Origin of the sequence: Marinobacter sp. F4206 (genome assembly GCF_019392195.1) — a bacterium.
Lineage (GTDB): Bacteria > Pseudomonadota > Gammaproteobacteria > Pseudomonadales > Oleiphilaceae > Marinobacter.
On sequence record NZ_JAHXKI010000002.1, the window covers coordinates 1,929,783 to 1,953,719 of the forward strand.

A 23,937-nucleotide genomic window follows, 5' to 3' on the forward strand; every position below is an offset into this window, starting at 1 on the left:
AGTTCATACACGTTACATCCGTGACCTTCCCGATAACACAATAACAAACGGAACCTATGATGAAGCAATCAGAATATCTGAGGTACGACGCCACGGCATTGGCCGATCTGATCCGCCGTGGTGAGGTCACCTCACGGGAAATCTGCGAGGCGGCCACGGAACGGGCCACCCGGGTAAACGGTACCCTGAATGCCATCTGTTACCCACAGTTTTCCGAAGCGCCGGGCCAGGAATTTCCGGAACAGGCGACCTTTGCAGGCGTTCCACTTCTGCTCAAGGATCTGGCTCAGGAGCAGGCCGGTCATCCCTGTACCTATGGCAGTCGCGGATTTACCCGGAATGTGGCGGCCCAGGACTCCGAGTTTGTCCGCCGTGCCCGGGAAGGTGGCCTGGTGTTTCTGGGCCGGACGGCAACGCCCGAGTTCGGACTGAAGGCGGTCACCGAATCGGAACTGTGGGGCGCGTCCCGCAATCCCTGGAATACCGACCTCACGCCCGGCGGCTCCAGCGGCGGCTCCGGGGCGGCAGTGGCGGCCGGCATCGTGCCCATGGCCGGGGCCAATGATGGCGGTGGGTCCATTCGGATCCCGGCCGCCTACAACGGTCTGTTCGGCCTCAAGCCCTCGCGCGGGCGGGTGTCCAGCGGCCCGCTGGTCGGTGAGGCCTGGACCGGCGCTTCGATCGACCACGTGGTCACCCGCACGGTGCGGGACAGCGCGGCCATGCTGGACGTGGTCAGCGGCCCGGCGGCCGGCGATCCCTTTGCCATTCCCGCGCCCGCCGGGCCCTATGCGGAGTTGAGCCAACAATCTCCGGGCGCGTTGAAAATCGGCGTGTTCACCTCATCGCCCTACGATACCGAGGTTGCGCCGGATTGCGTTGCGGCGGTCGAGGCGACAGCCCGGGTGCTGGAAAATCTGGGTCACAAGGTGGAGTATGCCCGGCCCGAATTTGATGGCATGGCCCTGGCCCGGTGCTACCTGGGGCTCTATTTCGGTGAGGTCTCGGCACTGATGGAACAGGCCCGGGAGCGCTTCGGGGCCCGGGACGAGGACTTTGAACTGGATACCCGGCTGATCGGCATGCTGGGCAATACCATGCCCCTGCCCGACTACGTCCGGCGCCGACAGCAGTGGAATGACTTTGCCCGCGCCCTCGGGGCGTTCTTTGGCAGCTACGATCTGTATCTGTGTCCCACCGCCGGTCAGCTCCCGGCCCGGATCGGCGAGCTGGACACACCGGCGCACCTGAAGTTCGCCGCCAAGCTGATGTTGACGCTGAAAGCGGGCAAGCTGGTGCACCGCACCGGTCAGGTTGACCAGATGGCCCTGGAAAGCCTGGCGCGCACTCCGTTTACCCAGTTGGCCAACCTGACCGGGACGCCTGCCATGTCCGTCCCCATGCACTGGACGGCATCCGGCCTGCCGGTGGGCGTCCAGTTCGGTGGTCGTCATGGCGACGAGGTGCGCCTGCTGCAGCTGGCGGCCCAGCTGGAGGAAGCAAACCCGTGGTTTGGCCAGTATGAGCGCCTCGAGGACGCCTTCGACGATTAGGGCTTGTGATCCGCTTGCCAAAACTCCACGTTTATCTTTGTATGCGGAACAGGCTATGCTGTTTGTCAGGAAGACCCATTCTTCCTGATAGACCCTGATGGCATCGAGGAGGCGAGCGCATTATGAACCAACCGATGGCAATCGACGATCTGGTATCTGTAGCACAGGCCGAGGCCATGGGGGAGCTTGACGCCCCGATGATGGCCATAGTTCTGTCCAGCGAGCAAAGCTACGACTTGCCCATTAATTCCCTTGAAACCGATGCCGACAAGGCCCGCTGGGGATTGATCCTCCGCGCTGCCCGCGAGCATGTGGAAGCGGACGCGGTGGCGGTGCTGTACCCGGCCTGGACCACCATCCGTCAAAAGAAACCCGAACCGGAGGCGGAACAACTCACGGAGGATCCCGCCGAGGACTCCGGTGACAGCGACAACAGCCCGATAGACACCCTCTTCGTCCAGTTGCACACCCGCGATCACGTGTACTGGCGAGGGTTCGAGCAGATTCGCGACCCCAAGCACCAGCGCATCATCGGCTTCCGCCGGATCAAGGCGCTGTCGACCGACTACAAACGGGACGAGGCGCCGTCGGTCACCGCCTGGCTCAGTACGCTCTTTGAACCATTGCCGGACGAGGGTGAGGAAACCGCTGTTGACCGGGAGCTGGCCGACCTGCTGGAAGAGCCGGAAGTCACCGCGGCACTCTACCCGCGTCAGATGCGCGCTCTGCACTGACTCTCTCAAACCCGCCGCCGGCGCCACGTGCACCGGCGGCACGGACACTCTCCCGGCTGTCGTCAGATTGAAGCCGCACGTTCGATCACCCACACCAAACTGATAGCGCCGACGCCGGCCAGCAGGGCGGGCACCATGGCCCGTCGGTATCCCCGAACAGGATTTCCAGGAGCTCCGGCAGAGTCGGGTGAGTCAGGGAGGTCGCGAACTGGCGGTCGTTATCCACGTGAATCTCGTATACGGCGTCGTCATCCAGATCGAAATAGTTCGGACCGCCACAGGCATCCTGCGGGGGGCAGATAATTGGCAATAAGGGCCAGATAACCTCCGCGCCCGGATTCATAGCTGCGAAACATGTAAAAAATCGGTTCCATCCACTTCTGGGATTTCGGTGATGAAGGGTGCTTCCCGGTGGCTGGATGCATAGCCGTTGGTGGCACTCAGGCAACACCCGGTAATGGTCAGACCTCGCATCCCGATGCCAGGTTGGAGCGTATGGGAACAGAAGCCAATAATAAGTGGAGATGTTATGAATCCAGGCCAGACCGATCAGGAGGACCTGATGCGCTTACTGTTCTTGGTAGCGCGCCAGGACCGAAGGGCGTTCGAGCAGCTGTATGAGAAGATCGCGGCGCGCATGTTCGGATTGTGCGTGAAATTGGCAGGCCAGCGGGAGCTGGCGGAAGAAGCCCTGCAGGAGGCTTTCATCCAGATCTGGCATCATGCCGCTGAGTATCACGAGGGCCGTGGCACGCCCATGGGCTGGATGATGACCATTGCCCGTTACCGGACCCTGGACCTGATCCGGGCCCGGAAAGTCCGTCAGACGTCTGGCGATGATCACCTTGAGCACATTGAGGACCAGCGTGCCGGTCCCCTCGATGATTCTTTGCGAACCGCCGGCTCGGCCCAGCTGACGGGCTGTCTGGAGGAACTCACCGACGTTCAGCGGGATAGCATTCTGTTGTCGTACTACCGGGGATTCACCCACGAGGAACTGGCACAGGCCCTGAGCTCGCCGATTGGTACGGTGAAAAGCTGGATTCGGCGTGGTTTGCTGGCGTTGAAGAGGTGCCTGGAACAATGAAAAAGACACCGGAACGTATCGAAAGCCTGGCCGCCGAATATGTGCTGGGTTCATTGAAGGGGCAGGCCCGGGCCCGGTTCGAGCGCTGGATGATGGAATCGGCCCGGGTCCGGCAGGAAGTCTGGTTCTGGGAAGAAAAGCTGGGCCAGCTTTCCTCCGAAGTGCCGGCGGTGACCCCGCCCAGGTCCACCTGGCACGCCATTGAGCGCCGGCTCTGGCCGCACGCGGGCCGGAGCAATAAGGGACTGAGCTGGCTGTGGCCGGGCTGGAGCCTGGCGGCAACGGCCGTCGCCGTTGTGCTGGCGTTATTGCTGGTACGGCAGCCTGGGCCCGCGCCCCAGTTGTCCGGCGCCATTGTCCAGGCCGATCTCAGCGATCCGCTCTGGCTGGTCAGCGAATCCGGGCAGGACAACTTGCTGAAATTGCGATCGGTCGCCGCCAGTGCCGCTGATGCGGGCAAGGACTACGAGTTGTGGATCGTGCCGGAGAACGGTCAGCCGCTCTCGCTCGGGGTGATTCCCGCCGGCGGCGTGCATCAGGTGACACTGACCGATCAGGCCCGGACGGCGCTGTCGCAGAGTCGGACGCTGGCGATCAGCCTGGAGCCCAGAGGCGGGTCTCCGACCGGGGCACCAACCGGCCCGATTCTGCACGTGACCAAGCTCTACGAGCTCTGACGCAGCCTTACTTGGCCGCGATCAGGGTCAGGCACAGCTGGGCGTTCTGGATGAAGTGTCCGAACGCTGACAGCTGTTGCTCGGACGGGGTGTATCCGCCGGCCGCATTGTCGGCATAGAACAGGCCCACCAGGCGGCCGTTGGCCCGGAGTGGACCCACCAGCGCCGGAACCCGGCCAAGCCAGCGGTCATCGCCGGTTTGGCCGACATCCGCGTCAGGCCGGTAGATAAAACAGCCGTCGTCAGGCAGCAGCCTGCCCAGTGGGCCAGAACCGTCCCTCGGGATGGTAAGCTGGTCGCGCCAGTCATCGGTTCCGCGCCCGCTCAGTTTCCGTGGCACCAGTTCCCGCCCACTGCGATCGCCCATTAGCAGTGCCACCCGCTGCATGCCGATGGCCCGATGAATGCCTTCAATCACCAGTTGGCAGACTTCGTTGATGTCCGGCCTTTCGGCCAGGCTCTCGGTCAGGTCACGTAGAATCTGGAGTTGCAGCTCCGCATCCATGTCGGGTGCCTTCGCCGCCGCCTTTTCGCCGTCCTGCTGGTTGCCGGGCATCAGTGCCGTGACTTGAGGGATGCCCAGGGAGACAGCGACGCGGGCCGCCTCGGTGGCATTGACCTTGATCTGGTCACGAACCGTTGCCGGGTTTTCGCCGATGTCGTCACCCAGCTTTTCCAGCACCCTGTCCATGTCGGCGCCACGCCAGCCCTGCTCGGACAGTCGCGCCATTTCCACCGAATGCCGTACCAGGCTGGCATTGGGGGAATTGGCCTGCCCGGGCGCCACCACGTCCTTGATGAACGGCCCGAGTGACCAGGCCTCCACCAGACCCCGGGTAATCTCGGTAAAGGTCGTGTGCAGCACGGCCTTCTGGGCGTCTACCGACGGCTCTTCCAGGCGCAACCGCTGTTCCAGTTCGGTGGCCTGTTCGGTCTCGCACGACCAGAACGCGAGCTCCCCGATGTTCATCAGCAGGGCCCCGATAAAGACTTCTTCCAGCGCCGTTTCATTCCGTTTCGGCATCAGGCAGCGGGCCTGAACCGCGGCGTGGATGGCCCGGGCCAGACATCGCAACAGGTGCGGCCGGTCATTGCGCTGCAACAGAGCGTCCACGATCAGGGAGGAGATGGCCATGGATTTCACGGCATCAAAGCCGATCAGGGTGATGGCCCGGCTGACGGTGCTGACCTGGGTGCGGGTCTGGTTATAGAACACCGTGTTGGACAGTCGCAGCACCTGGGAGGTGAGCTGGGCATCGTTGAGAATCACGTTGGCCAGTTCGTTCACGGTGCTGTTGCGGCTGTCGGTCAGCTCGTTGATGCGCCGGAGGGTGTTGGCCAGTACCGGCAGTTCGACTTTGCTCAGGTAGGTGATCCAGGCCTGGGTCGAGGTCATCCGGGACGGGCTCGTATCGTTTTCGGTGGTCACTTGGGTGGCCTCAGGGCAGCGCGCTTCTGGGAGCATGGACGTTAGTGTTCAGGGCCCAGTTTAGTGCACTGTCCGATACGGTGTCAGGTAACCGTTTGTGTAAGGGCAACTACCCACGGGTATCGGCACCTGCGGATTCGGGTTTGCCAGGGGAATCGGCTATAATCGCCGGTTTTAACGCTGCACCCACAAGGCGCTAACGTGATTGTATTTGACCAGGTACAGAAGTCGTATCAGGTAGGTGGCCGGGCGATCCCCGCGCTGCACCCCACCGATATGACCATTGAAACCGGCGAGGTGTTCGGCATCGTCGGCCATTCCGGCGCAGGTAAATCCACGCTGGTGCGTCTGATCAACCTGCTGGAACCGCCCACTGGCGGCCGGATTCTGATCGACGACGAAAACATCACCCATTACAACGCCGCCGAGTTGCGGGCCTTCCGGCGCAAGGTCGGGATGATCTTCCAGCACTTCAATCTGCTGTCGTCCAAGACCGTGGCGGACAACATCGCCTTTCCCATGAAACTGGCGGGGATTTACTCCAAATCCGAGATCCGTAACCGGGTACAGGAGCTACTGGCGCGGGTCAGCCTGACCGATCACGCCAACAAGTACCCGTCCCAGCTGTCCGGCGGCCAGAAACAGCGGGTGGGGATTGCCCGGGCCTTGGCATGTCGGCCCACCATTCTGCTGTGCGACGAGGCCACCAGCGCCCTGGATCCGCAAACCACCCAGTCGGTGCTGAAACTGCTGGCGGATATCAACCGTGAGCTGGGCCTGACCATTGTGCTGATCACTCACGAGATGGATGTGGTTCGCCGGGTCTGCGACCGGGTGGCGGTGATGGACGCCGGCGAGGTGGTTGAAATGGGGCCGGTCAGTGAGGTGTTCCTGCACCCCAAGCATCCGACCACCCGGGACTTCGTGTTCGAGAGCGAGAGCATTGACCGGGACGAGCTGCAGGAAGATCTGAGCAAGGCCGACGGCCGTATCCTGCGGCTGACGTTCAAAGGTGAATCCACCTACAAACCATTGCTGGGCAGCGTCGCCCGGGAGTCCGGCGTGGATTTCAGCATCCTGTCGGGCCGCATCGATCACATCAAGGATACCCCCTACGGCCAGCTGACCCTGTCGCTGGTCGGGGGTGATCTGGAGGTGGCCATGGGCGCTCTCGAGGCCGCCGACGTTCACGTGGAGGTGCTGCGCTGATGGAAGCCTTGATGGATGGATTGCTGAGCAACGTAGACTGGAGCGAAATTGGCTGGGCCAGCTGGGATACCCTGGTGATGGTGGGCATGTCCCTGCTGTTCAGCGTACTGATCGGCCTGCCCGTTGGTGTGCTGCTGTTCCTTTTCGGCAAGCGCCAGTTACTGGAACAGCCGGTGGCCTACGCCGTGTTGTCGTTTGTGGTGAACGTGCTGCGGTCGGTGCCCTTTATCATCCTGCTGATCGTGATGATTCCGTTCACGGTGATGCTGATCGGCACCTCCCTGGGGGTGGCGGGTGCCATTCCACCGCTGGTGGCAGGCGGTGCGCCGTTCTTCGCCCGGCTGGTGGAAACCTCGTTGCGGGAAGTGGATCGCGGCATCATTGAAGCGACTCAGGCCATGGGCGCGAGCGTCAAGCAGATCATTTTCGGCGCTCTGCTGCCCGAGGCGCTGCCCGGCATCATTGCCGGGATCACCGTTACCGCGATCACCCTGGTGTCCTACGCCGCCATGTCCGGCGTTATCGGTGGCGGTGGCCTGGGTGATCTGGCCATTCGCTTCGGATATCAACGATTCCAGACCGATGTCATGGTTATTACCGTGGCGTTGTTGGTGATTTTCGTTCAGGTGCTGCAGATGGTCGGTGACCGTCTGGTGCTGTATTTCAGCCGTAAATAATTCAAACAGGAGAACGTAGAATGAATCTCAAGAAATCCCTGGTGGCGCTGGCTGCCGCTGCAACCGTTTCTGCCGCTGCAACCGTTTCTGCGGAGGAGCTGTCGGTGGCGGCGACGCCGGTTCCCCACGCCGAAATCCTGGAGTTTGTGAAGCCGACCCTGGCGGAGCAGGGTGTGGAGCTTGATGTGAAGGTCTTTACCGACTATGTCCAGCCGAACATCCAGGTGGACCAGAAGCGGATGGACGCCAACTTTTTCCAGCACAAGCCCTACCTGGATGAGTTCAATGCCGGACGCGGCACCGATCTGGTGACGGTAACCGGGGTTCATGTTGAGCCGTTCGGCGCCTACTCCAGCAAGATCAATTCCCTCGAGGCACTGGAAGACGGTGCGGTCGTCGCGATTCCGAACGACCCCACCAACGGCGGTCGCGCCCTGCTGCTGCTCCAGAAAGCCGGCCTGATCACGCTCAAGGATGCCAGCAAGATCACGGCAACACCCCGTGACATTGCCGAGAATCCGAAGGGCCTGGACTTCAAGGAACTGGAAGCGGCGACCCTGCCCCGGATTCTGAACCAGGTCGACATTGCGCTGATCAACACCAACTACGCGCTGGAGGCCGGTCTGAACCCGACCGAAGATGCGCTGGTGATTGAGGGCTCCGATTCTCCCTATGTGAACATCCTGGTTGCGCGTCCGGACAACAAGGACAGCGAGGCCATGCAGAAGCTGTCTGACGCTTTGACGTCCGACGCGGTCAGGGCGTTCATCAAGGAGAATTATGAGGGCGCCGTGGTTCCGGCGTTCTGAGCAGGGCCGGCCCATGGGGCCGGACGGAAGGATTAAAAAAGGCCGGGCAGCTCAGCTGCCCGGCCTTTTTTGTGGGCTGGATTGGCGCCGGTGATCAGTCGCCGCTCCAGTTGGATTTCGGATCCGGGGTCATCCGGAGGTAGGACTTAACCGCCTTATACCCCTGCGGGAAACGTTTCTTGATCTCGTCCTCATCCTGCAGGGACGGAACAATCACCACATCACCCCCGCGCTCCCAGTTACCGGGCGTCGCGACCTTGTGGTCGTCAGTAAGCTGCAGGGAATCGACAACCCGCAGGACCTCGTTGAAGTTCCGCCCGGTGCTGGCCGGGTAAGTGATGATCAGACGCACCTTCTTGTTCGGGTCGATCACGAACAGGGAGCGAACGGTGAGGCTGCTGTCGGCATTGGGATGGATCATGTCGTACAGTTCAGACACTTTCCGATCCTGATCCGCGATGATCGGGAAATTGACCGAGCAACCCTGGGTCTCGTTAATGTCCCTGATCCATTCCTTATGGGAGTCGACCGGATCCACGCTCAGGGCAAGGGCCTTGACGTTGCGTTTGGCGAATTCATCCTTGAGTTTGGCGGTCAGGCCCAGCTCAGTGGTGCACACCGGAGTGAAATCGGCCGGGTGCGAAAACAGAATGCCCCAGCTATCGCCAAGCCAGTCGTAGAACGAGATTCGGCCTTCACTCGAATCCTGCTCGAAATCCGGTGCGGTATCTCCAAGACGTAAACTCATAAGCTACTCTCCTTTTCCTGCAACGTTCGGCAGTTATCATTGGCCGGCGGTGGGTGCGCCGGCACGTTTCCTCAGTCTATACAACAAACGTGGGTTGTGTCGGACCGGAAAACAAGGGCTAGGTGTTGCCCGCGGTTTTTTGCCGGTCAAAGTGTTCCCGGGTCAACTTGAACACCACCGGGCTGAGCAACAGCAGGGCGATCAGGTTGGGCAATGCCATCATCGCATTCAGGGTGTCGGCCACCAGCCAGACAAAACCCAGGTTCAGGGTTGCGCCGACCGGAATCGCAAGGATCCAGACCACACGGTAGGGCACAATGGCCTTCACGCCGAACAGGAACTCGATGCAGCGCTCGCCGTAGAACGACCAGCCCAGGATGGTGGTGAAGGCGAACACCGCCAGGGCAATAGCGACCAGGTAATTGCCGACACCGGGCAGGGCCTCGGCAAAGGCCATGGAAGTCAGTTCGGCTCCAGAAACCCCGGATGTCCAGGTGCCAGAGGTGATGATTACCAGCCCGGTGATGGTGCAGATGATGATGGTGTCGATAAAGGTGCCCAGCATCGCCACCATGCCCTGGTTGATCGGGTTTTTGGTCTGGGCGGCGGCGTGGGCGATGGGCGCTGACCCGAGGCCGGCCTCGTTGGAGAAAATGCCCCGGGCGACCCCGAAACGAATGGCGGCCCAGACGGCCGCTCCGGCAAAACCACCCTCGGCAGCAATCGGGCTGAAGGCATGCTCGAACACCAGCCCCAGGGCGGCCGGAATTTCGGCCGCGTTGACGGCCAGAACCACCAGCCCGGCGGCCAGATAGGAAATGGCCATCAGTGGTACCAGAGCACTGGCAACGTGGCCGATCCGGCGGATACCGCCGATCAGTACAGCACCAACAAGTACCATCAGGGTCAGGCCGGTGGCCCAGTGCGGTACCTCGAAACTGGCTTCCATCACGTCCGCGACGGAGTTCGCCTGCACGGTGTTGCCGATACCGAAAGCCGCAACGGCGGCAAACACGGCAAACAGGACGCCCAGCCAGGCCCATTTACTGCCCAGGCCGTTGCGGATGTAGTACATCGGACCACCGACGTGATCGCCACGCTCATCCACTTCCCGGAAACGCACCGCCAGCACGGCCTCCGAGTATTTCGTCGCCATCCCGACCAGAGCGGTCAACCACATCCACAGCAGGGCACCGGGTCCACCCAGGAACACGGCGGTGGCCACGCCGGCAATGTTGCCGGTGCCCACCGTCGCCGAGAGGGCCGTCATCAGTGCCTGGAACGGGGGTATCTCACCGGCGGACTCGGCGTCGGCAGCCTTGCGGCCCTGCCACATCAACCGGAAACCGGCACCCAGTTTCAGAATTGGCATCAGCCGGAGCCCCAGACTGAGAAACAGTCCGACCCCGAGAATGAGAACCAGCATGGGTGGCCCCCACACCAGTGAATTGATCTGTCCGACGAATGATGAAATGGCTTCCATGGGGATCTCCCGTAGTGAGCAGTTGGAGCCCTTTTGGGGCGTAACCGTATGAGTCTAAGCAATTATTTTGATCTGTAAACGGTTCACCGCGTTTTCTGTTTTCCTTTCTGTGGTGCATTGCCTATGGTTATAGACAGAGGTTCCGTTTGGGGCCAGCGCAACCGGATTTAGCGGGAGGAGGCCTGCCCATGCGCTCATTGAAAGTCTCTGATGTCATGTCGAACCACATTGAGCCCATTCGATGTGGTACGCCGTTGACCCGTGTGGTGAAGTCATTGCTGCAGAATCACGTCACCGGGTTGCCCGTTGTCGATGATCAGCGCCGCGTTCTGGGCTTTGTGTCGGAGCAGGATTGCATTCATGCCCTGCTGGTCAGCAGTTACCATTGCGAGGGCGATCCCATCGTGGACGATGTGATGTTTCGGGAACCGGTGACGATTTCGCCGGAGATGGCGGTGGTGGACCTCGCCCAGAATCTCGGGGCAAGCAAACCCAAAGTGTATCCGGTCGTTGACCATGGAAAACTGATTGGCATTGTTACACGCACTGCCATCCTGGCCGAACTGGCCCGGGCCGGCTGCGGGATTGAGTTGCCAAAATACGCCAACGCCGACGACTGAGACCACCCTTTTCCCAAGGCGAGGATGTTATGGAACTCCTATCCACAAACCTGTGTTTCGACGGCGAGCACCGACGGTACCGGCACCACTCCGCGACTCTGGAGTGCGATATGGAATTTGCCGTCTTTCTTCCCTCGGGGGCCGTGGCCAGGCAGCCGCGCAAAGTACCGGTGTTGTACTGGTTGTCGGGGCTGACGTGCACCGACCAGAACTTCATGCAGAAAGCCGGGGCCATGAAGCGGGCGGCGGAGCTGGGCCTGGCCATTGTCTGTCCGGACACCAGCCCCCGGGGCCTGGGCCTTCCGGGTGAAGATGACGAATACGATTTCGGGACCGGCGCCGGGTTCTACATCAATGCCACCCAGCAACCCTGGGCTCCGCATTACCGGATGTACGATTATGTGGTGAAAGAGTTGCCGCAGCTGGTTGAGAGCGAACTGCCGTTGACCGATCAGCGTTCGGTGAGCGGTCATTCGATGGGGGGGCATGGCGCCCTCATCGCCGCGCTGAAAAATCCGGGTCGCTATGCCTCGGTGTCAGCCTTCGCCCCGATTGCCAACCCGACCGAGTGCCCCTGGGGCCAGAAAGCGTTCACGGGTTATCTGGGAGAGGATGTCCGGGCCTGGGAGGAATGGGACGCCACGCTATTGATTCCGACCGCGCGGGAACGGTTGCCCCTGCTGATTGACCAGGGCACAGCCGATGAATTCCTCGACACCCAACTGAATCCGGATGCCCTGGCGGAGGCCTGCGAGACCTTCCACCACCACATTAACCTGCGCATGCACCGGGGCTATGACCACAGTTATTTCTTTATCGCCTCATTTATTGACGATCACCTCGTGTACCACGCCCAGGCACTCGGGCTTCGCTGAGCGGGGCCCGGTCCGGGCTCAGGACCCGAACCCCCAGATCCGGCTGAAATCCATGGAGGGCATGATTTCGGGTTCTTCCAGGGCCCGGATGTTGAACTCCAGTACGCTGGTATCCCGCTCAAAAGTGCCGTTGTAGCGATTGCCCCGGGGCCCGAAGATGGCCTTCACGAACGGCCCGCGGGCCCGGACCGGGCGGCCGGTCACCACCCCTACTTCGTTGTTGTCGAGCCGCACCAGGATGCCGGGCGGGTAGTCCCCCAGCACCTGGAGCAGCGCCTTGGGAATGGCCGGGCGGAACTTGCCGTCTGCAAGCGTGGCGATCAAGCGACGGGCATCGGCCACGTTCATGCGGGCGCGGTAGGCCCGCTTGGTGATCATGGCCACATACCGTTCGGACAGCGCCAGGATTTCAGCTTCCGGGCGTATATCGGTGCCACTGAGCCCCAGCGGATAGCCGGTGCCATCCGCCTGTTCGTGGTGCTGGGCGATGATCGTGGTCATCAGCGGATTGTCGATGCCGGCCGCTTGCAGAGCCTGAATGCTGCGTAACGGATGCTTGCGGATCACGCTCCGCTGGTCGTCCGTCAACACCTTGTTGGAGGCATTAAGTTGATCGGCTACCGGCACCAGCGCCAGATTGGCGGTCAGGGCCGCTCCGGTGAGGACGCTGAGACGCTTTTCCTCCAGCCCGAACTGGCGCCCGATGAACTGGCTGAGAATGGCATAGAACAGCGTCTGTTCGAGGATGGTCGGGCCAATGGAATACAGGTGGATCAGTGCCAGACTGGCGTCGGGCGCCTCGGTGCAGGTTCGCTCTACCATCCGGGTCAGCCCCATCAACCGCTTCTGGGCCGAGGGGTCCGTCTCGGTGATGGCGTCCAGCGTGGTTTCCAGGGCCTGGAGCAGATCCGGGTAGTCCGCGAAAGGATTGCGTTCGCGAGTATCCTCGAAAATCTCCTCCTGCGGCCGCTCGATCTTGCGTGGTTTGAACCGACCGCGCTCGAACAGCTGTTCCAGCTGGGAGTTGGTCTGAATCACGTAACCCTGGCGCAGCAGTACGTTGCCGTCGGCATCGTAAACGTTCCACGGCAGGGGGCGGCCCAGCTCGAGGGCGCCAGGGGCGATTCGGACAAGGTTGCGCACGATCGGGTGTCCTGATGACGGATGTAACAGGGTACAAGTGTACCCCCGAACAGGCTCCGGCCTCCATATCTCCTTGATGCCGTGGGCTTCTTTTACCCGATTTGACAGTGTGGAAGTGGGGCCGGATTCAAGGAATGAGTGTTCTTTCACGTTTTGTGACGGTGCGTCACGGATTTGTAAAATCTGGTGGTGGTATGGCGAACCTTTGCAAGCCTTGAGCTATGCTACCGCACTAAATAACTCTATCGTCGGTTCACACCCCAGATGTTCTACCGCCTCAAGACGGATTTCCGCCTGTCGATTATTACGCTGCTCGGTGCCAGTGCCATTCTGGGTATCACGCCGTTTGCGATATTTCGATTCGTTCAGGGCAATCTTCTGGCGGCAGTGGTCGATGTCACCATCCTGGTCGGGATTGTCGCCAGTGTGACCCATGCCTGGCTGACCGGCCGCACTGAACGCAGTGGCCTGTTCCTCGCGGTAACGACGTCTTCCAGTGCGGTTGTGGTGGGTGCCGTGACCGGAGAGCCCGGACTGTTCTGGGTGTTCCCCTGCCTGGTCACCAGTTTCTTCCTGGCGCGGCCCCGTCTTGCCATCGTGATCAACATGGGCGCCATCCTTGCCCTGATGGTCCAGGTCGATATCTTCCGGTCCCTGGTCCAGATGTGGTCTTTCGCCGCCGGTGCGGTCGTCGTCAGTGCCTGCGCCTACGTCTTTGCCTACCGGAACGAAAGCCAGCGTGAACGGCTGGAGCATCTGGCGACGATTGATCCGCTCACCGGGGTCCTGAACCGTCGTTCCATGGACCAGGAGCTGGCTCTGGCGGTGGCCAGCGCCAATCGCAGTGGCCAGGCCTGTGCCATTGCCCTGCTCGACCTGGATCGGTTCAAGGCCATTAATGACGAGTATGGCCACGGGGTCGGCGACAATGTGCTGGTGGAGATGGTGGCGCTGATTCAGCAGCACACCCGGCGAACCGACCGTCTGTTCCGATACGGTGGCGAGGAGTTCGTGCTGCTGTTGCCTGGCACCCGCGACGCCGGGCTGACAACGGTACTGACCAACCTGCAGCAGATCCTCCGTAAACACCTGAAGCACCCGGGTGGTCCGGTCACCGCGTCCTTCGGTGTCGCCCAGCTTGCCTACCGGGAGACCGTCGACAGTTGGCTGGCCCGGGCCGACGCCGCTCTGTACGAGGCGAAGGCCTCGGGGCGTGACTGCATCATCTATGCGGATCTGGAACCGGCGCAAAGCGAAACAGCCGCCAGCCCAGAAGAATGCTCGCTGACGTAAGCCCGCCGGTCAGCCCTACCCAGAAGCCCGCCGCGCCCATGGCCGGTCGGATCACGTCGGTGAAGGTCAGCAGATAACCCAGCGGCAGACCCACGCCCCAGAACGAAAACAGCATGATGAACATCGGGATCCGGGTGTCCTTGTAACCCCGCAAGGCACTGATGCAGGTCACCTGGATGACGTCCGCAATCTGGAACAAGGCGGCAAAGAGCAGCAGCCGAATCGTGACCTGCTGCACTTCGGCTTCACTGGTATAGAGTGCTGCGATTTGCTCGGAGAAAACCCAGAGCAGCACGGCGAAGACCAGTGCCGTGGCCGCTGCCAGTATCAGTGAGCTGCGGGAAATCAGCCGGGCGGTGTCGGGTGTGCCGGCGCCCATGAGAAAACTCACCCGCAGGGTCAGCGCCATGCCAATGCTCAAAGGTAGCATGAACAGTAGTGAGACCACGTTCAGGGCAATCTGGTGGCCTGCCACCACCACCGGACCAAGCGGCGCCAGAAACAGGGCAATGACCGAGAACATGCTGGCTTCGACAAAGATGGTGAAGCCGATGGGCACGCCGAGCTTCAGGATATAGATCAGGCCGGCCAGGTCCGGTTTTACCCAATCGGCGAGCAGATGGAACCGACGATAGGCCTCGCTGCGATTGAGGTACACCAGCAGTGCGACGGCGGCCACGCCGTTGGACAGGGACGTGGCCCAGCCGCAGCCAACGCCGCCCATTGCCGGCACGCCCAGCTTTCCGTAGATGAAAATATAGTTGAGCGGCAGGTTGATCAGGGTGCTGAGGACGGAAAAGGCCATGATCACCCGGGTATGTCCAAGCCCGTCGGTGAGCCCCCGTAAGGCGGTCATCATCAGCATGGCCGGCACGCCCCAGGCAAAGGCGTCGAGGTACCCCTGAGTAATGTCGGCGGTATGGGGTTCCAGGTTCAGCCGGGCCAGAACCGGGTGCACATGGGTCAGCAGCAGGATCATCACCACCGATCCGGCAGCGGCCAGATACAGGCCCTGCCAGGTAGCCGGCATGATCCGCTCCGGCGTCCGGGCACCGTTGTAGCCGGAAATGATCGGTTGCAGGGCGCCGAGCAGCCCCATAAAGAACAGGAACAGCGGCATCCACAGACTGCTGCCGATGCCGACGGCTGCCAGGTCCTCGGCGCTGGCATGGCCGGCCATGACGGTATCGATCACGCCGTTGGCCATTTGCGCAATCTGGGCAATCAGGATGGGGCCGCCGAGGATCGCCAGGGTCCGCCATTCACCCAGGGTCTGGCGCACCAGCGGCTGGCGGGGTTCCGGTAGGGGCTGGTGGGTTTCGTCCATAGCGTGGCGGGTCCGGGTGTCCGTTCATGGTGTTGTTGGTTCCTGCCCAGAGCAAGCAGGGCAGGCATGGTAACTCATTCGTGGCGGGTGCGGGCATCGGGGTTTTTGCGTCTGGTCCTCTTCCTTACCTGAAAATTTCGGCCAAAACGGTTAAAGTACGCGCCTCGATTTTCAGGGGTGGCAGTCACGATGGGATTACTGGTTTTTGTTACCGTTCTGTGGGCATTCTCGTTCAGCCTGATCGGCGAGTTTCTGGCCGGTCAGGTCGACAGCGATTTCGCGGTACTCAGCCGGGTCCTGCTGGGCGCCCTGGTGTTTCTGCCGTTTACCCGCTGGCGTGGCGTACCCTCCGGCATGAAGCTGGGCATCCTGGTGACCGGCATGCTGCAGTTCGGAATCACCTACCTGTGTCTGTACCGTTCGTTCAGCTACCTGACGGTGCCGGAAGTCCTGCTGTTTACCATCTTTACCCCGCTTTATGTGACCCTGATTGATGATGCCCTGTTCCGGCGCTTTTCACCGGTCGCATTGGTGGCCGCGGGCATCGCGACCCTGGGCGCGGGCATCATCCGCTACGATGGTCTCAGCGAGGATTTCATCACTGGTTTCCTGCTGTTGCAGGTTGCGAACTTCACCTTTGCCGCAGGTCAGGTGGGGTATAAGCACATCATGCGGCATTACCCGCTTGAGCTGCCGGCGTTCCGGACCTTTGGCTATTTCTTTTTCGGGGCACTGCTCATTGCGTTGCCCTCGTTCCTGATCTTCGGCAATGCCGAACGCCTGCCGTCCACCTCCCTGCAATGGGGCATTCTGGCCTGGCTGGGTCTCGCGGCCTCGGGTCTCGGCCTGTTCCTGTGGAACCGGGGTGCCTGTTACGTGGATGCCGGTACCCTGGCGATCATGAACAACGCCCTGGTGCCGGCCGGTTTGCTGGTCAACCTGCTGATCTGGAATCGGGATGCGGATCTCATGCGCCTGGCCATCGGCGGGGGCGTGATCGCCTTTTCCCTGTGGGTCAATGCCCGTTTCCACCCCCGCGCCCGTCTCGTCGCGCCAGCGTGAGTATTTCCCCGTACTAAGGTTTCACCGGTTGTTGCCGATACCGATCGGATTGCAGGATCGTGCATGACGACTACCATGGGTGGCACAGGCGCGGCTCCTCGCGGTCCGACGTTTCGTTTTCAGGCCTGAATCAGAGAGCAACCAGTTTATGCGCAAGAATCTCCCGGTAACCCAACGTGAAGTCAGAATGCGCAAGGGTGGGCGACTGATCACCACCACCGATCTGAAAGGTGTGATTACCTACTGCAACGAGGAGTTCGTTGAAATCAGCGGGTTCTCGAGAGACGAACTGATCGGTCAGGCCCACAACATCATCCGCCACCCCGATATGCCGGCACCGGTGTTCCGGGGTATGTGGGAGTATCTCAAGGCCGGCAAGGCCTGGATGGGCGTGGTCAAGAACCGGGCCAAGAGCGGTGATCACTACTGGGTCAGCGCCTACGTGACGCCGATCCGGGAAAACGGCCAGCTGGTCGGCTACGAGTCCGTGCGGGTCGAGCCGACCCGGGAACAGGTGGCGCGAGCCGAGGCCCTGTACGGCCGGATCTCCGCCGGTAAATCCGTGCAGAGTGCGGGTCACCGCGTGGTGTCGGCGCTCAAATCCGGCTGGCCGATGCTGTTGTCCCTGGTGCTGAGCCTGGTCGCGCTCGGGTTCGATCAGACCTGGCTGGCGGTGGCGCTCGTGGTGACGGGGCATGTGCTCGGTGGCGGACTGATCCTGAATTCCACGACCGGACGACTCAACCGATTGCTGAACCTCCGGCCCGATGCTTTCCGGGACCCGGTCGTGGCGCGGACCTACAGTGATGAAAGCGGATTGTTTGCTCAGCTGGGCCTGGTGCTGATGAGCGAGGAGGCGCGGATCCGGACGGCGCTGGCCCGGATCGACGATCAGGCGGAGTTGCTGTACGAGCAGGCCCGGGCCTCCCATGGCTACATCAGTGACGGTGCCGCGGCCATTGCCCGCCAGCGAGCGGAAACCGACCAAACCGCCTCTGCCATCAACGAGATGACCGCCTCCATACAGGAGGTCACGGAATCGGTCTCCAGCAATGCACGGGAAGCAGAAGAAGCCAATCGCCTGGCGGGTGTGGGCAGCGAACGCAGCGCTGAGGCGCTGGTGGCCATTGAGCAACTGGTCAGCCGGGTGAACGGGATTGGCCAGACCATCAGCAAGCTGGGTGAGTCCACCAACAGTATCGGTGAGGCGGCAAGCCTGATCTCCGAGATTGCGGAACAGACCAACCTGCTGGCGCTGAATGCCGCGATCGAGGCGGCCCGGGCCGGTGAGCAGGGCCGGGGCTTTGCCGTGGTGGCGGACGAGGTCCGCTCCCTCGCCCGCCGGACCCGTGAATCCACGACCCGTATCCAGGACGTGATTGATGATTTCCGTCATCAGGTCGATTCCGCCGTCCAGGCAACCCAAGACGGTGAGGCGGTTGCGGGTGAAGGCCTGGAGAAGGTTCGCGGCGCCGAAAGCTCCCTGCGCGATATTGTCACCTCCATTGAAACCATTTCGGACAGCTTCATCAGCATGTCGGCGGCGTTCGAAGAGCAGAGCCAGGTGTCGGACGAGATCAATCGCCAGATCACCAACATTGCCGAACTGGCCGATCACAGCGACGAACAGGCTGATGCCGCCAGACAAAGCAGCGATCACCTCAGTGGCATGTCCCGGGGTCTGAAGGACCTGGTGACACGCTTTATCAGCAAAAATAGCTAGTTAGCTTCACCCTCTCAGGCATGGCCTCGGACGCGTCCCGTTCGAGGCCGTGCCAACGCTGGCATCGCGCCGCGAGTGCTGGCAGAATCCCGCTCCAACAGTCCGGGCAAGGTCCGGGCCTTCGTCGTCGTTTTCTATTCCTCAGCCACACGCACAGGAAGCAATCATGACTCAGTCCAATTCGGCTTCGGGCAATGGCGCAGCGGCTTCTCGCGGTCTCTGGTCATCCCGGTTGGCCTTCATCCTGGCCGCGACCGGTTCTGCCGTCGGTCTCGGTAATATCTGGAAGTTCCCCTATGTAACCGGCGAGAACGGTGGTGGTGCGTTCGTGCTGGTGTACCTGCTGTGCATTGCCGTGATCGGTATCCCGATCATGATGGCGGAAGTCTTCATCGGCCGGAACGGTCGACATAACCCCATCACCAGTATGCGGCTGGTGGCAGAGCGCAACCTGAAGTCGCCAATGTGGCGGGCATCGGCCATTGTCGGGATGATCGCCGCCTTCGTCATTCTGTCGTTCTACTCGGTCATCGGCGGCTGGTCGGCGTCCTACATCGAACATGCGGCGATGGGCGACTTCACCGGCGGTACCGCGGAGTCCATCGGCGACCTGTTCGGCGGTTTGCTGGCGAGTCCCGGACAGCTGCTGATCTGGCACACCATCTTCATGACACTGGTGGTTCTGGTGGTCTCCCGGGGCCTCAAGGGTGGCCTGGAGCGGGCCGCCACCATCCTGATGCCGGCGCTGTTCATTCTGTTGCTGGTCGCGGTTGGCTATGCCACCACCACCGGCCATTTCGGCGAAGCGGTGAGCTTCCTGTTCACCCCGGATTTCGGCGCCCTGTCGATCAGTGGCGTGTTGATCGCCCTGGGCCATGCCTTCTTCACCTTGAGTCTGGGTATGGCGATCATGATGGCCTACGGCTCTTACCTTGGCCGGGATGTTTCCATTGCCCGCACGGCGATCAGTGTTGCCCTCATGGACACGATGGTTGCATTGCTGGCGGGTCTGGCCATTTTCCCCGTGGTGTTTGCCAACGGTCTTGAGGCCGGGGCCGGTCCGGGCCTGATTTTCCAGACCCTGCCGCTGGCCTTCGGCAACATGCCCATGGGCGGACTGTTCGGCACGCTGTTCTTCGTTCTGCTGCTGTTTGCGGCCTGGACGTCCGGCATCTCCCTGCTGGAGCCCGTGGTTGAGTGGGTTGAAGAAAGAACCACGCTGGGCCGTTCCGGCAGCGCCATTCTGGTAGGCGTTCTGTGCTGGTCGCTCGGCATTGCCTCGATTCTGTCGCTCAACATCTGGTCGGATTTTGCGCCGTTGGGAATGTTCGAGCGTTTTGAAGGCAAGACCATTTTCGATCTGCTCGACTATGTCACCGCCAACATCATGCTGCCCCTGTCGGGTCTGCTGACTGCGGTCTTTGTCGGCTGGTTCGTGGCGAAGGAATCCCTGAAACTGGATCTGGCCCTGGACGGAGGGGCGTTCAGCCTCTGGTATAACCTGATCCGCTTCGTCACGCCGGTTGCGGTCGTCATCGTGTTTGCCTACAACCTGATGTCCTGACCCGGCGGCGACTCCCGTCAGACCGAAAACCCGGCTCCTGCTGAGCCGGGTTTTTTATGCCAGTCGATTACTGGGACTGAGAGAAGAATCTCAGGATGTCGAGATGGGGCCGGACCGCTTCAATGTCCTCTCGGGGCGCATCCTTGGCGCTCTCCATGGCGTTCATGGCGTTCTCCATCATGGCACGCATCTGGGCTTTCTGGGCTTCGGTCAGATGGGGGCTGTTCTCGATTTCCACCAGGGCCGAGGTGATCTCCTGCTGGGCGTCCGGGTTTTGCTGCTCCAGCTCAATCGCCATCCATGCGTTGTAGATCCGATCCCCGGTGTTGCTCCAGTCCTCGAGGTCGCTGAAACCATGTTCCCGGGCGATGTCCTCCAGGCGTAGGTAAGCAGGCTGGCCTTCCATCCTGGCCAGGGTGTCGGAAAAGATGTGGGCAAAATCCGGCATCCCGGATTCCCCGTCGGCCGCCAGCTCGTCACCAAGGGCTTCGAAATCCGGTTCCAGATCCTCGGCGGCTTTCATGGTGTCAACAAACGCGCGGATGGTCTGTTCCGACAGGTCTCGGGCCTGCGCGGGCAGCGACGCAAGCGTCAGGAAGGCAACCAGGAAAGGGAAGAGCAGTGTCGCCAGCGGGAAACGGGGGGCACGGTAAGCGTGGGTCATGGGGGAACTCTCCTTGTTGGTCGACCCCGGTTCCTTGAGTCCGGGGCCGTGTCCTGAGAGTAATCCCTACATGGGCAATCTGCCACCCGCAGGTATCCGGGGTGGCAGAATCCAGCGATCAGAAGAACAGATCTGGTAACCAGGTGGCGATTTCCGGGAACACCATGATCAGTCCAAGCCCGACGATCTCGACAATGACGAACGGAATGATCGACTTGTAGATGTCGGTCATGGTGATGCCCGGCGGGACGATGCCCTTCAGGTAAAACAGGTTGAATCCGAAGGGCGGGGTCATGTAGCCGATTTCCATGTTGATCACGAACAGGATGCCGAACCAGATCGGATCAAAGCCCAGGCTTTCCACGATGGGCATGAACACCGGCAGGGTGATCAGCATGATGCCGACCGGGTCCAGGACCATGGCCAGCAGGAACACGATCACCATCATCGCGATAATGATGCCCCAGGGTCCACCCGGGATCATGTTCATCATGCTTTCAATCAGTTCCTGCGCGCCCATGCTTTGATACGCGGCGCTGAAGGCGTGCGCGGCGAACAGAATCCACATGATCATGCCCGTGAGCTTGAAGGTGCGGATGGCCGCCTCCTGCAATACGCTCCACTTGAACTGGCGATAGACCGCGGCTGAGATCAGCGCCCCGAGTACGCCCATGGCGGCCGCTTCGGTCGGTGTGGTGATGCCCCCGATGATGGAGCCAAGGACCATGACCACCACGCCAATGGGCAACAGCACCGCCCGCAAGGCGCGCAACTTCTCCGGCCAGCTGGCGCGCTCCTCTTCCGGCAGTGCGGGAGCCAGCTCCGGCTGCAGGTGGCTGCGCACCAGGATGTAGATGGCGGTGAGTACCATCAGCAATATGCCGGGCATGATGCCGGCGGCGAACATCTGGCCGACCGATACGCCGGTGATCAGGGCGTACAGGATCATCAGGATGCTGGGCGGGATCAGGATGCCCCAGCCACCGCCCGTGTTGATCACGCCCAGGGCCATGCTCTTGTCATAACCCCGCTCCAGCATGGACGGCAGGGCGATGGTCCCCATGGCCACGACGGCGGCGCCACTGATCCCCACCATGGCGGCAAAAACCGCGCAGATGATCAGGGTGCCCAGGGCAAGGCCGCCCCGGAGGCCGCCGCACCAGAGGTGCATCATACGATACAGGTCCCGGGCGACCCCCGTGCGTTCCAGCACCATGGCCATGAACACGAACAGCGGGATTGCCACCAGGGTAAAGCTGCCCATGGTGCCCCAGATCTGGGAGGCAACCATGTAGAAGGAGTCGAAGCCCCAGGTGAAATACAGGAACACCACGGAGACGCCGCCGAGTACGAACGCCAGCGGCAGGCCCAGCAGCAGGAAAAACAGCAGGGCGCCGAAGAACAGCAGGGTCAGGACTTCAATACTCACAGCTGTTCTCCTTCGGACTCGCCCTCTTCCGGCGTGTAGTAATCCAGGTTAAAGGCCACGGCAATATCTTCCAGCAGCTTGACCAGACCCTGCAGGACCAGCAGACCGGTGCCCAGGGGAATGGCAAGCTTCACCGGCCAGATCGGCGGGTTCCAGGCCGAGTAGCTGCTTTCCCAACTGGACATGGATTCCTGGGCCATATCGATCCCGAACCACAGCAGGGCCAGGGTGAAGATGAAGAACACCAGCGAGGTGAAAATATCCAGAACCGCCCGCTTGCGCGGCGCCAGATGGGAATGCAGCAGGTCGACATTCACGTGCCCGCGATGGGCCATGATGTAGCCGCCGGACATGACGGCGTAAATTCCGAACAGCATCTGGGTCAGCTCGTTGGTCCAGACCGTGGGTGAGTTGAGCAGGTAGCGGAAGCCGACCTCCAGCAACAGAAACACGAACATGGCGAAAATAAGGAGGGCTATCCATCGCCCGACGAAATCATTGAGACGGGTGACCCCTCTCATGAATGCGCTCAACACACCCATGGCTTTCTCCAGAAGAACGGTGATTGTATTCGGGGGGCAAAAGGCCGGAGACGCGAGGCTCCGGCCCTGATTGTGCCTGGTTCGCGGGGCTTAGAGGTAGCCCAGCTCAGCCAGGTACTCTTTCAGCATCGCCAGCGCCTTTTTGGCGTTGTCGCTGCGCTTGGCTTCCTCGTCCCACATTGTCTGGGCGGTCTGAACCAGTTTGTCCTGGACTTCGTCCGGCAGTACGTTGACCTCGACACCCTGCTCGGCGATCGCCTTGGCCAGAGTGATGCGTTCCTTGTACTGGTACTCGTTGGTGCGGATCCAGAACTGCTCCTGCAGTGTGTCCTTGACGATCTTCTGCATGTCCTCCGGCAGCTTGTCGAGCGCCTTCTGGCTGACAATGATGGCGTCAGTGCCGGCGATGTTCAGGGCGGGTTGCACATGGTACTTGGCCACTTCGTACAGGCCCATGCTGAAGGCGCCCTGGGATGCGCCCCAGTGAGCGCCATCGACAATGCCGGAATCCAGCGCAGAGTAGAGTTCACCGCCGGGGATGTAGGAGGCGGCGGCACCCGCTTCGGTCAGGAAGGTCTGCAGGGCACCGGAGGAGCGGATCTTCAGGCTGGTGAAGTCGTCCCAGCTGGTGATCGGCTTCTTCACGACCATCTCGGTCGGGTAGACCTTGTCGGTAGCCCAGTAGACGCCATGCTCGGCGGCTTCGTCGCGCAGCATCTGTTCGAAGCCCAGGTTCTGGTGGAAGTACGCGGCTTCCCATACGTTGCGGAACGCGAACGGCAGGCCGGAGGCGATGCCGGCGAGGGACACCTTGTCCTGGGCGTAGGCCGGAGAGATGGTGCCCATCTCGAGAATGCCACGGCTGACGGCGTTGAAGGTTTCCTTGGCCTTGAACAGGGCACCGGCTTCGTACAGTTTCAGCTGCAGGCGTCCATCGGTACGCTCATCCAGAACCCGCTGCAGTCGTTCCAGACTGTCGGTGTAGGAGCTGCTGGAGCCGGGCCAGTGTGACTGAACCTTCCAGGTGTAGGTGTCCTGGGCAGCGGCCGGGCCGGCGCTCAGGGCCGCGGAAATCCCCAGGGTCAGGGCTGACGCGTAAACGGTCAGGGTTTTGCGGGCATGTGCAAAAAGAGTCATGACGGGCCTCATTCGTTATTGTAGTGGTGTCTCTTTGTGTTTCACTGTGCAGAACTGTTAACTGCATGGTGAATTTATGTTCTCTGAATCTATCACAAGATTGGTTGTTTGCAATAGGATGTTTGGAGGCGACAACCGAAAACTGTGTCAGA

At 61.4% G+C, this 23,937-nt stretch carries 23 protein-coding genes; 13 read left to right on the forward strand and 10 right to left on the reverse strand.

The window, feature by feature from the left end; translation table 11 throughout:
* The first annotated feature begins 59 nt into the window (after window positions 1-59).
* Both KZO34_RS11165 and KZO34_RS11170 read left to right on the forward strand, forming a co-directional pair.
* Window positions 60-1,553: an amidase gene (locus KZO34_RS11165; RefSeq protein WP_219476436.1), complete on the forward strand. Its 1,494-nt coding sequence runs from the start codon at window positions 60-62 to the stop codon at window positions 1,551-1,553.
* 122 nt (window positions 1,554-1,675) lie between these two features.
* Window positions 1,676-2,287, forward strand: a complete 612-nt coding sequence (locus tag KZO34_RS11170; RefSeq protein ID WP_219476437.1) for a hypothetical protein — start codon at window positions 1,676-1,678, stop codon at window positions 2,285-2,287.
* 85 nt (window positions 2,288-2,372) lie between these two features.
* On the opposite strand, the gene KZO34_RS18685 is transcribed toward KZO34_RS11170, so the two are convergent.
* Window positions 2,373-2,630, reverse strand: a complete 258-nt coding sequence (locus KZO34_RS18685) for a DUF4331 domain-containing protein (protein ID WP_257900259.1) — start codon at window positions 2,628-2,630, stop codon at window positions 2,373-2,375.
* A 186-nt stretch (window positions 2,631-2,816) separates the two neighbouring features.
* Between KZO34_RS18685 and KZO34_RS11180 the strand changes: the two genes are divergently transcribed.
* Both KZO34_RS11180 and KZO34_RS11185 read left to right on the forward strand, forming a co-directional pair.
* Window positions 2,817-3,374 carry a sigma-70 family RNA polymerase sigma factor gene (locus KZO34_RS11180; protein ID WP_219476438.1) on the forward strand — a complete coding sequence of 186 codons (558 nt, stop codon included), beginning with the start codon at window positions 2,817-2,819 and terminating at the stop codon, window positions 3,372-3,374.
* Window positions 3,371-4,051 carry an anti-sigma factor gene (locus KZO34_RS11185; RefSeq protein ID WP_219476439.1) on the forward strand — a complete coding sequence of 227 codons (681 nt, stop codon included), beginning with the start codon at window positions 3,371-3,373 and terminating at the stop codon, window positions 4,049-4,051. The genes KZO34_RS11180 and KZO34_RS11185 overlap by 4 nt, the downstream gene beginning before the upstream one ends.
* A gap of 7 nt (window positions 4,052-4,058) precedes the next feature.
* Here the strand turns inward: KZO34_RS11185 and KZO34_RS11190 are convergent, their stop codons facing one another.
* The gene (locus KZO34_RS11190) at window positions 4,059-5,480 is read right to left on the reverse strand and encodes an HDOD domain-containing protein (RefSeq protein ID WP_308318806.1); all 1,422 of its coding nucleotides are present in this window, start codon (window positions 5,478-5,480) and stop codon (window positions 4,059-4,061) included.
* 201 nt (window positions 5,481-5,681) lie between these two features.
* On the opposite strand from KZO34_RS11190, the gene KZO34_RS11195 reads away from it, so the two are divergent.
* Genes KZO34_RS11195 through KZO34_RS11205 form a run of 3 tightly spaced genes read left to right on the forward strand, consistent with a single transcriptional unit; the run spans window position 5,682 to window position 8,175 of the window.
* Window positions 5,682-6,689, forward strand: coding sequence for a methionine ABC transporter ATP-binding protein (locus tag KZO34_RS11195; RefSeq protein ID WP_219476440.1), 1,008 nt, complete (start codon window positions 5,682-5,684; stop codon window positions 6,687-6,689).
* A complete protein-coding gene (locus tag KZO34_RS11200) occupies window positions 6,689-7,366 on the forward strand; it encodes a methionine ABC transporter permease (protein WP_219476441.1) in 678 nt (225 codons plus the stop codon). Before KZO34_RS11195 ends, KZO34_RS11200 begins: the two co-directional genes overlap by 1 nt.
* A gap of 20 nt (window positions 7,367-7,386) precedes the next feature.
* Window positions 7,387-8,175 (forward strand): MetQ/NlpA family ABC transporter substrate-binding protein, encoded by a 789-nt coding sequence (locus KZO34_RS11205; protein ID WP_219476442.1) that lies wholly within the window; start codon window positions 7,387-7,389, stop codon window positions 8,173-8,175.
* Between the two features lie 94 nt (window positions 8,176-8,269).
* Here the strand turns inward: KZO34_RS11205 and KZO34_RS11210 are convergent, their stop codons facing one another.
* Entirely contained in the window at window positions 8,270-8,923 is a 654-nt protein-coding gene (locus tag KZO34_RS11210) for a peroxiredoxin (protein WP_219476444.1), read from the reverse strand.
* A 118-nt stretch (window positions 8,924-9,041) separates the two neighbouring features.
* Complete coding sequence (locus KZO34_RS11215; RefSeq protein WP_219476446.1) at window positions 9,042-10,406, reverse strand: alanine/glycine:cation symporter family protein; 1,365 nt, start codon at window positions 10,404-10,406, stop codon at window positions 9,042-9,044.
* 188 nt (window positions 10,407-10,594) lie between these two features.
* On the opposite strand from KZO34_RS11215, the gene KZO34_RS11220 reads away from it, so the two are divergent.
* Together KZO34_RS11220 and fghA are read left to right on the forward strand one after the other, a co-directional pair.
* On the forward strand, window positions 10,595-11,026 hold the full coding sequence (locus tag KZO34_RS11220) for a CBS domain-containing protein (protein ID WP_219476447.1): 432 nt from the start codon (window positions 10,595-10,597) through the stop codon (window positions 11,024-11,026).
* 29 nt (window positions 11,027-11,055) lie between these two features.
* Window positions 11,056-11,901 carry an S-formylglutathione hydrolase gene (fghA, locus tag KZO34_RS11225; protein ID WP_219476449.1) on the forward strand — a complete coding sequence of 282 codons (846 nt, stop codon included), beginning with the start codon at window positions 11,056-11,058 and terminating at the stop codon, window positions 11,899-11,901.
* An 18-nt stretch (window positions 11,902-11,919) separates the two neighbouring features.
* Here fghA and KZO34_RS11230 read toward each other — a convergent pair whose 3' ends face one another.
* A complete protein-coding gene (locus tag KZO34_RS11230; protein ID WP_219476451.1) occupies window positions 11,920-13,044 on the reverse strand; it encodes an HD-GYP domain-containing protein in 1,125 nt (374 codons plus the stop codon).
* 264 nt (window positions 13,045-13,308) lie between these two features.
* Between KZO34_RS11230 and KZO34_RS11235 the strand changes: the two genes are divergently transcribed.
* On the forward strand, window positions 13,309-14,337 hold the full coding sequence (locus KZO34_RS11235; RefSeq protein ID WP_219476452.1) for a GGDEF domain-containing protein: 1,029 nt from the start codon (window positions 13,309-13,311) through the stop codon (window positions 14,335-14,337).
* On the opposite strand, the gene KZO34_RS11240 is transcribed toward KZO34_RS11235, so the two are convergent.
* Window positions 14,267-15,664 (reverse strand): MATE family efflux transporter, encoded by a 1,398-nt coding sequence (locus KZO34_RS11240; RefSeq protein ID WP_219476453.1) that lies wholly within the window; start codon window positions 15,662-15,664, stop codon window positions 14,267-14,269. The genes KZO34_RS11235 and KZO34_RS11240 overlap by 71 nt on opposite strands.
* 189 nt (window positions 15,665-15,853) lie before the next feature.
* On the opposite strand from KZO34_RS11240, the gene KZO34_RS11245 reads away from it, so the two are divergent.
* The 3 genes from KZO34_RS11245 (at window position 15,854) to KZO34_RS11255 (ending at window position 20,013) form a co-directional block, all read left to right on the forward strand.
* On the forward strand, window positions 15,854-16,726 hold the full coding sequence (locus KZO34_RS11245; protein ID WP_219476454.1) for a carboxylate/amino acid/amine transporter: 873 nt from the start codon (window positions 15,854-15,856) through the stop codon (window positions 16,724-16,726).
* Between the two features lie 148 nt (window positions 16,727-16,874).
* Window positions 16,875-18,449: a methyl-accepting chemotaxis protein gene (locus KZO34_RS11250; RefSeq protein ID WP_219476455.1), complete on the forward strand. Its 1,575-nt coding sequence runs from the start codon at window positions 16,875-16,877 to the stop codon at window positions 18,447-18,449.
* A gap of 166 nt (window positions 18,450-18,615) precedes the next feature.
* Window positions 18,616-20,013, forward strand: a complete 1,398-nt coding sequence (locus KZO34_RS11255) for a sodium-dependent transporter (protein ID WP_219476456.1) — start codon at window positions 18,616-18,618, stop codon at window positions 20,011-20,013.
* A 67-nt stretch (window positions 20,014-20,080) separates the two neighbouring features.
* Here KZO34_RS11255 and KZO34_RS11260 read toward each other — a convergent pair whose 3' ends face one another.
* The 4 genes from KZO34_RS11260 to dctP form a co-directional block, all read right to left on the reverse strand.
* A complete protein-coding gene (locus tag KZO34_RS11260) occupies window positions 20,081-20,677 on the reverse strand; it encodes a hypothetical protein (RefSeq protein WP_257900261.1) in 597 nt (198 codons plus the stop codon).
* Between the two features lie 118 nt (window positions 20,678-20,795).
* A complete protein-coding gene (locus KZO34_RS11265) occupies window positions 20,796-22,106 on the reverse strand; it encodes a TRAP transporter large permease (protein WP_219476457.1) in 1,311 nt (436 codons plus the stop codon).
* On the reverse strand, window positions 22,103-22,648 hold the full coding sequence (locus tag KZO34_RS11270; protein ID WP_219476458.1) for a TRAP transporter small permease subunit: 546 nt from the start codon (window positions 22,646-22,648) through the stop codon (window positions 22,103-22,105). The genes KZO34_RS11265 and KZO34_RS11270 overlap by 4 nt, the downstream gene beginning before the upstream one ends.
* A gap of 90 nt (window positions 22,649-22,738) precedes the next feature.
* Window positions 22,739-23,785 (reverse strand): TRAP transporter substrate-binding protein DctP, encoded by a 1,047-nt coding sequence (gene dctP / locus KZO34_RS11275; RefSeq protein WP_219476460.1) that lies wholly within the window; start codon window positions 23,783-23,785, stop codon window positions 22,739-22,741.
* Window positions 23,786-23,937: the final 152 nt, after the last annotated feature.

What these genes read in the sequence shown, in the direction of transcription:
- KZO34_RS11165 (WP_219476436.1), top strand. Translation starts at nt 60, where the DNA reads ATGAAGCAATCAGAATATCTGAGGTACGACGCCACGGCATTGGCCGAT.
- KZO34_RS11260 (WP_257900261.1), bottom strand. Translation starts at nt 20,677, where the DNA reads ATGACCCACGCTTACCGTGCCCCCCGTTTCCCGCTGGCGACACTGCTC.
- KZO34_RS11185 (WP_219476439.1), top strand. Translation starts at nt 3,371, where the DNA reads ATGAAAAAGACACCGGAACGTATCGAAAGCCTGGCCGCCGAATATGTG.
- KZO34_RS11245 (WP_219476454.1), top strand. Translation starts at nt 15,854, where the DNA reads ATGGGATTACTGGTTTTTGTTACCGTTCTGTGGGCATTCTCGTTCAGC.
- KZO34_RS11255 (WP_219476456.1), top strand. Translation starts at nt 18,616, where the DNA reads ATGACTCAGTCCAATTCGGCTTCGGGCAATGGCGCAGCGGCTTCTCGC.
- KZO34_RS11210 (WP_219476444.1), bottom strand. Translation starts at nt 8,923, where the DNA reads ATGAGTTTACGTCTTGGAGATACCGCACCGGATTTCGAGCAGGATTCG.
- KZO34_RS11205 (WP_219476442.1), top strand. Translation starts at nt 7,387, where the DNA reads ATGAATCTCAAGAAATCCCTGGTGGCGCTGGCTGCCGCTGCAACCGTT.
- KZO34_RS11240 (WP_219476453.1), bottom strand. Translation starts at nt 15,664, where the DNA reads ATGGACGAAACCCACCAGCCCCTACCGGAACCCCGCCAGCCGCTGGTG.
- KZO34_RS11270 (WP_219476458.1), bottom strand. Translation starts at nt 22,648, where the DNA reads ATGGGTGTGTTGAGCGCATTCATGAGAGGGGTCACCCGTCTCAATGAT.
- KZO34_RS18685 (WP_257900259.1), bottom strand. Translation starts at nt 2,630, where the DNA reads ATGAATCCGGGCGCGGAGGTTATCTGGCCCTTATTGCCAATTATCTGC.
- KZO34_RS11235 (WP_219476452.1), top strand. Translation starts at nt 13,309, where the DNA reads ATGTTCTACCGCCTCAAGACGGATTTCCGCCTGTCGATTATTACGCTG.
- KZO34_RS11200 (WP_219476441.1), top strand. Translation starts at nt 6,689, where the DNA reads ATGGAAGCCTTGATGGATGGATTGCTGAGCAACGTAGACTGGAGCGAA.
- KZO34_RS11180 (WP_219476438.1), top strand. Translation starts at nt 2,817, where the DNA reads ATGAATCCAGGCCAGACCGATCAGGAGGACCTGATGCGCTTACTGTTC.
- KZO34_RS11215 (WP_219476446.1), bottom strand. Translation starts at nt 10,406, where the DNA reads ATGGAAGCCATTTCATCATTCGTCGGACAGATCAATTCACTGGTGTGG.
- KZO34_RS11250 (WP_219476455.1), top strand. Translation starts at nt 16,875, where the DNA reads ATGCGCAAGAATCTCCCGGTAACCCAACGTGAAGTCAGAATGCGCAAG.
- fghA (WP_219476449.1), top strand. Translation starts at nt 11,056, where the DNA reads ATGGAACTCCTATCCACAAACCTGTGTTTCGACGGCGAGCACCGACGG.
- KZO34_RS11170 (WP_219476437.1), top strand. Translation starts at nt 1,676, where the DNA reads ATGAACCAACCGATGGCAATCGACGATCTGGTATCTGTAGCACAGGCC.
- KZO34_RS11220 (WP_219476447.1), top strand. Translation starts at nt 10,595, where the DNA reads ATGCGCTCATTGAAAGTCTCTGATGTCATGTCGAACCACATTGAGCCC.
- dctP (WP_219476460.1), bottom strand. Translation starts at nt 23,785, where the DNA reads ATGACTCTTTTTGCACATGCCCGCAAAACCCTGACCGTTTACGCGTCA.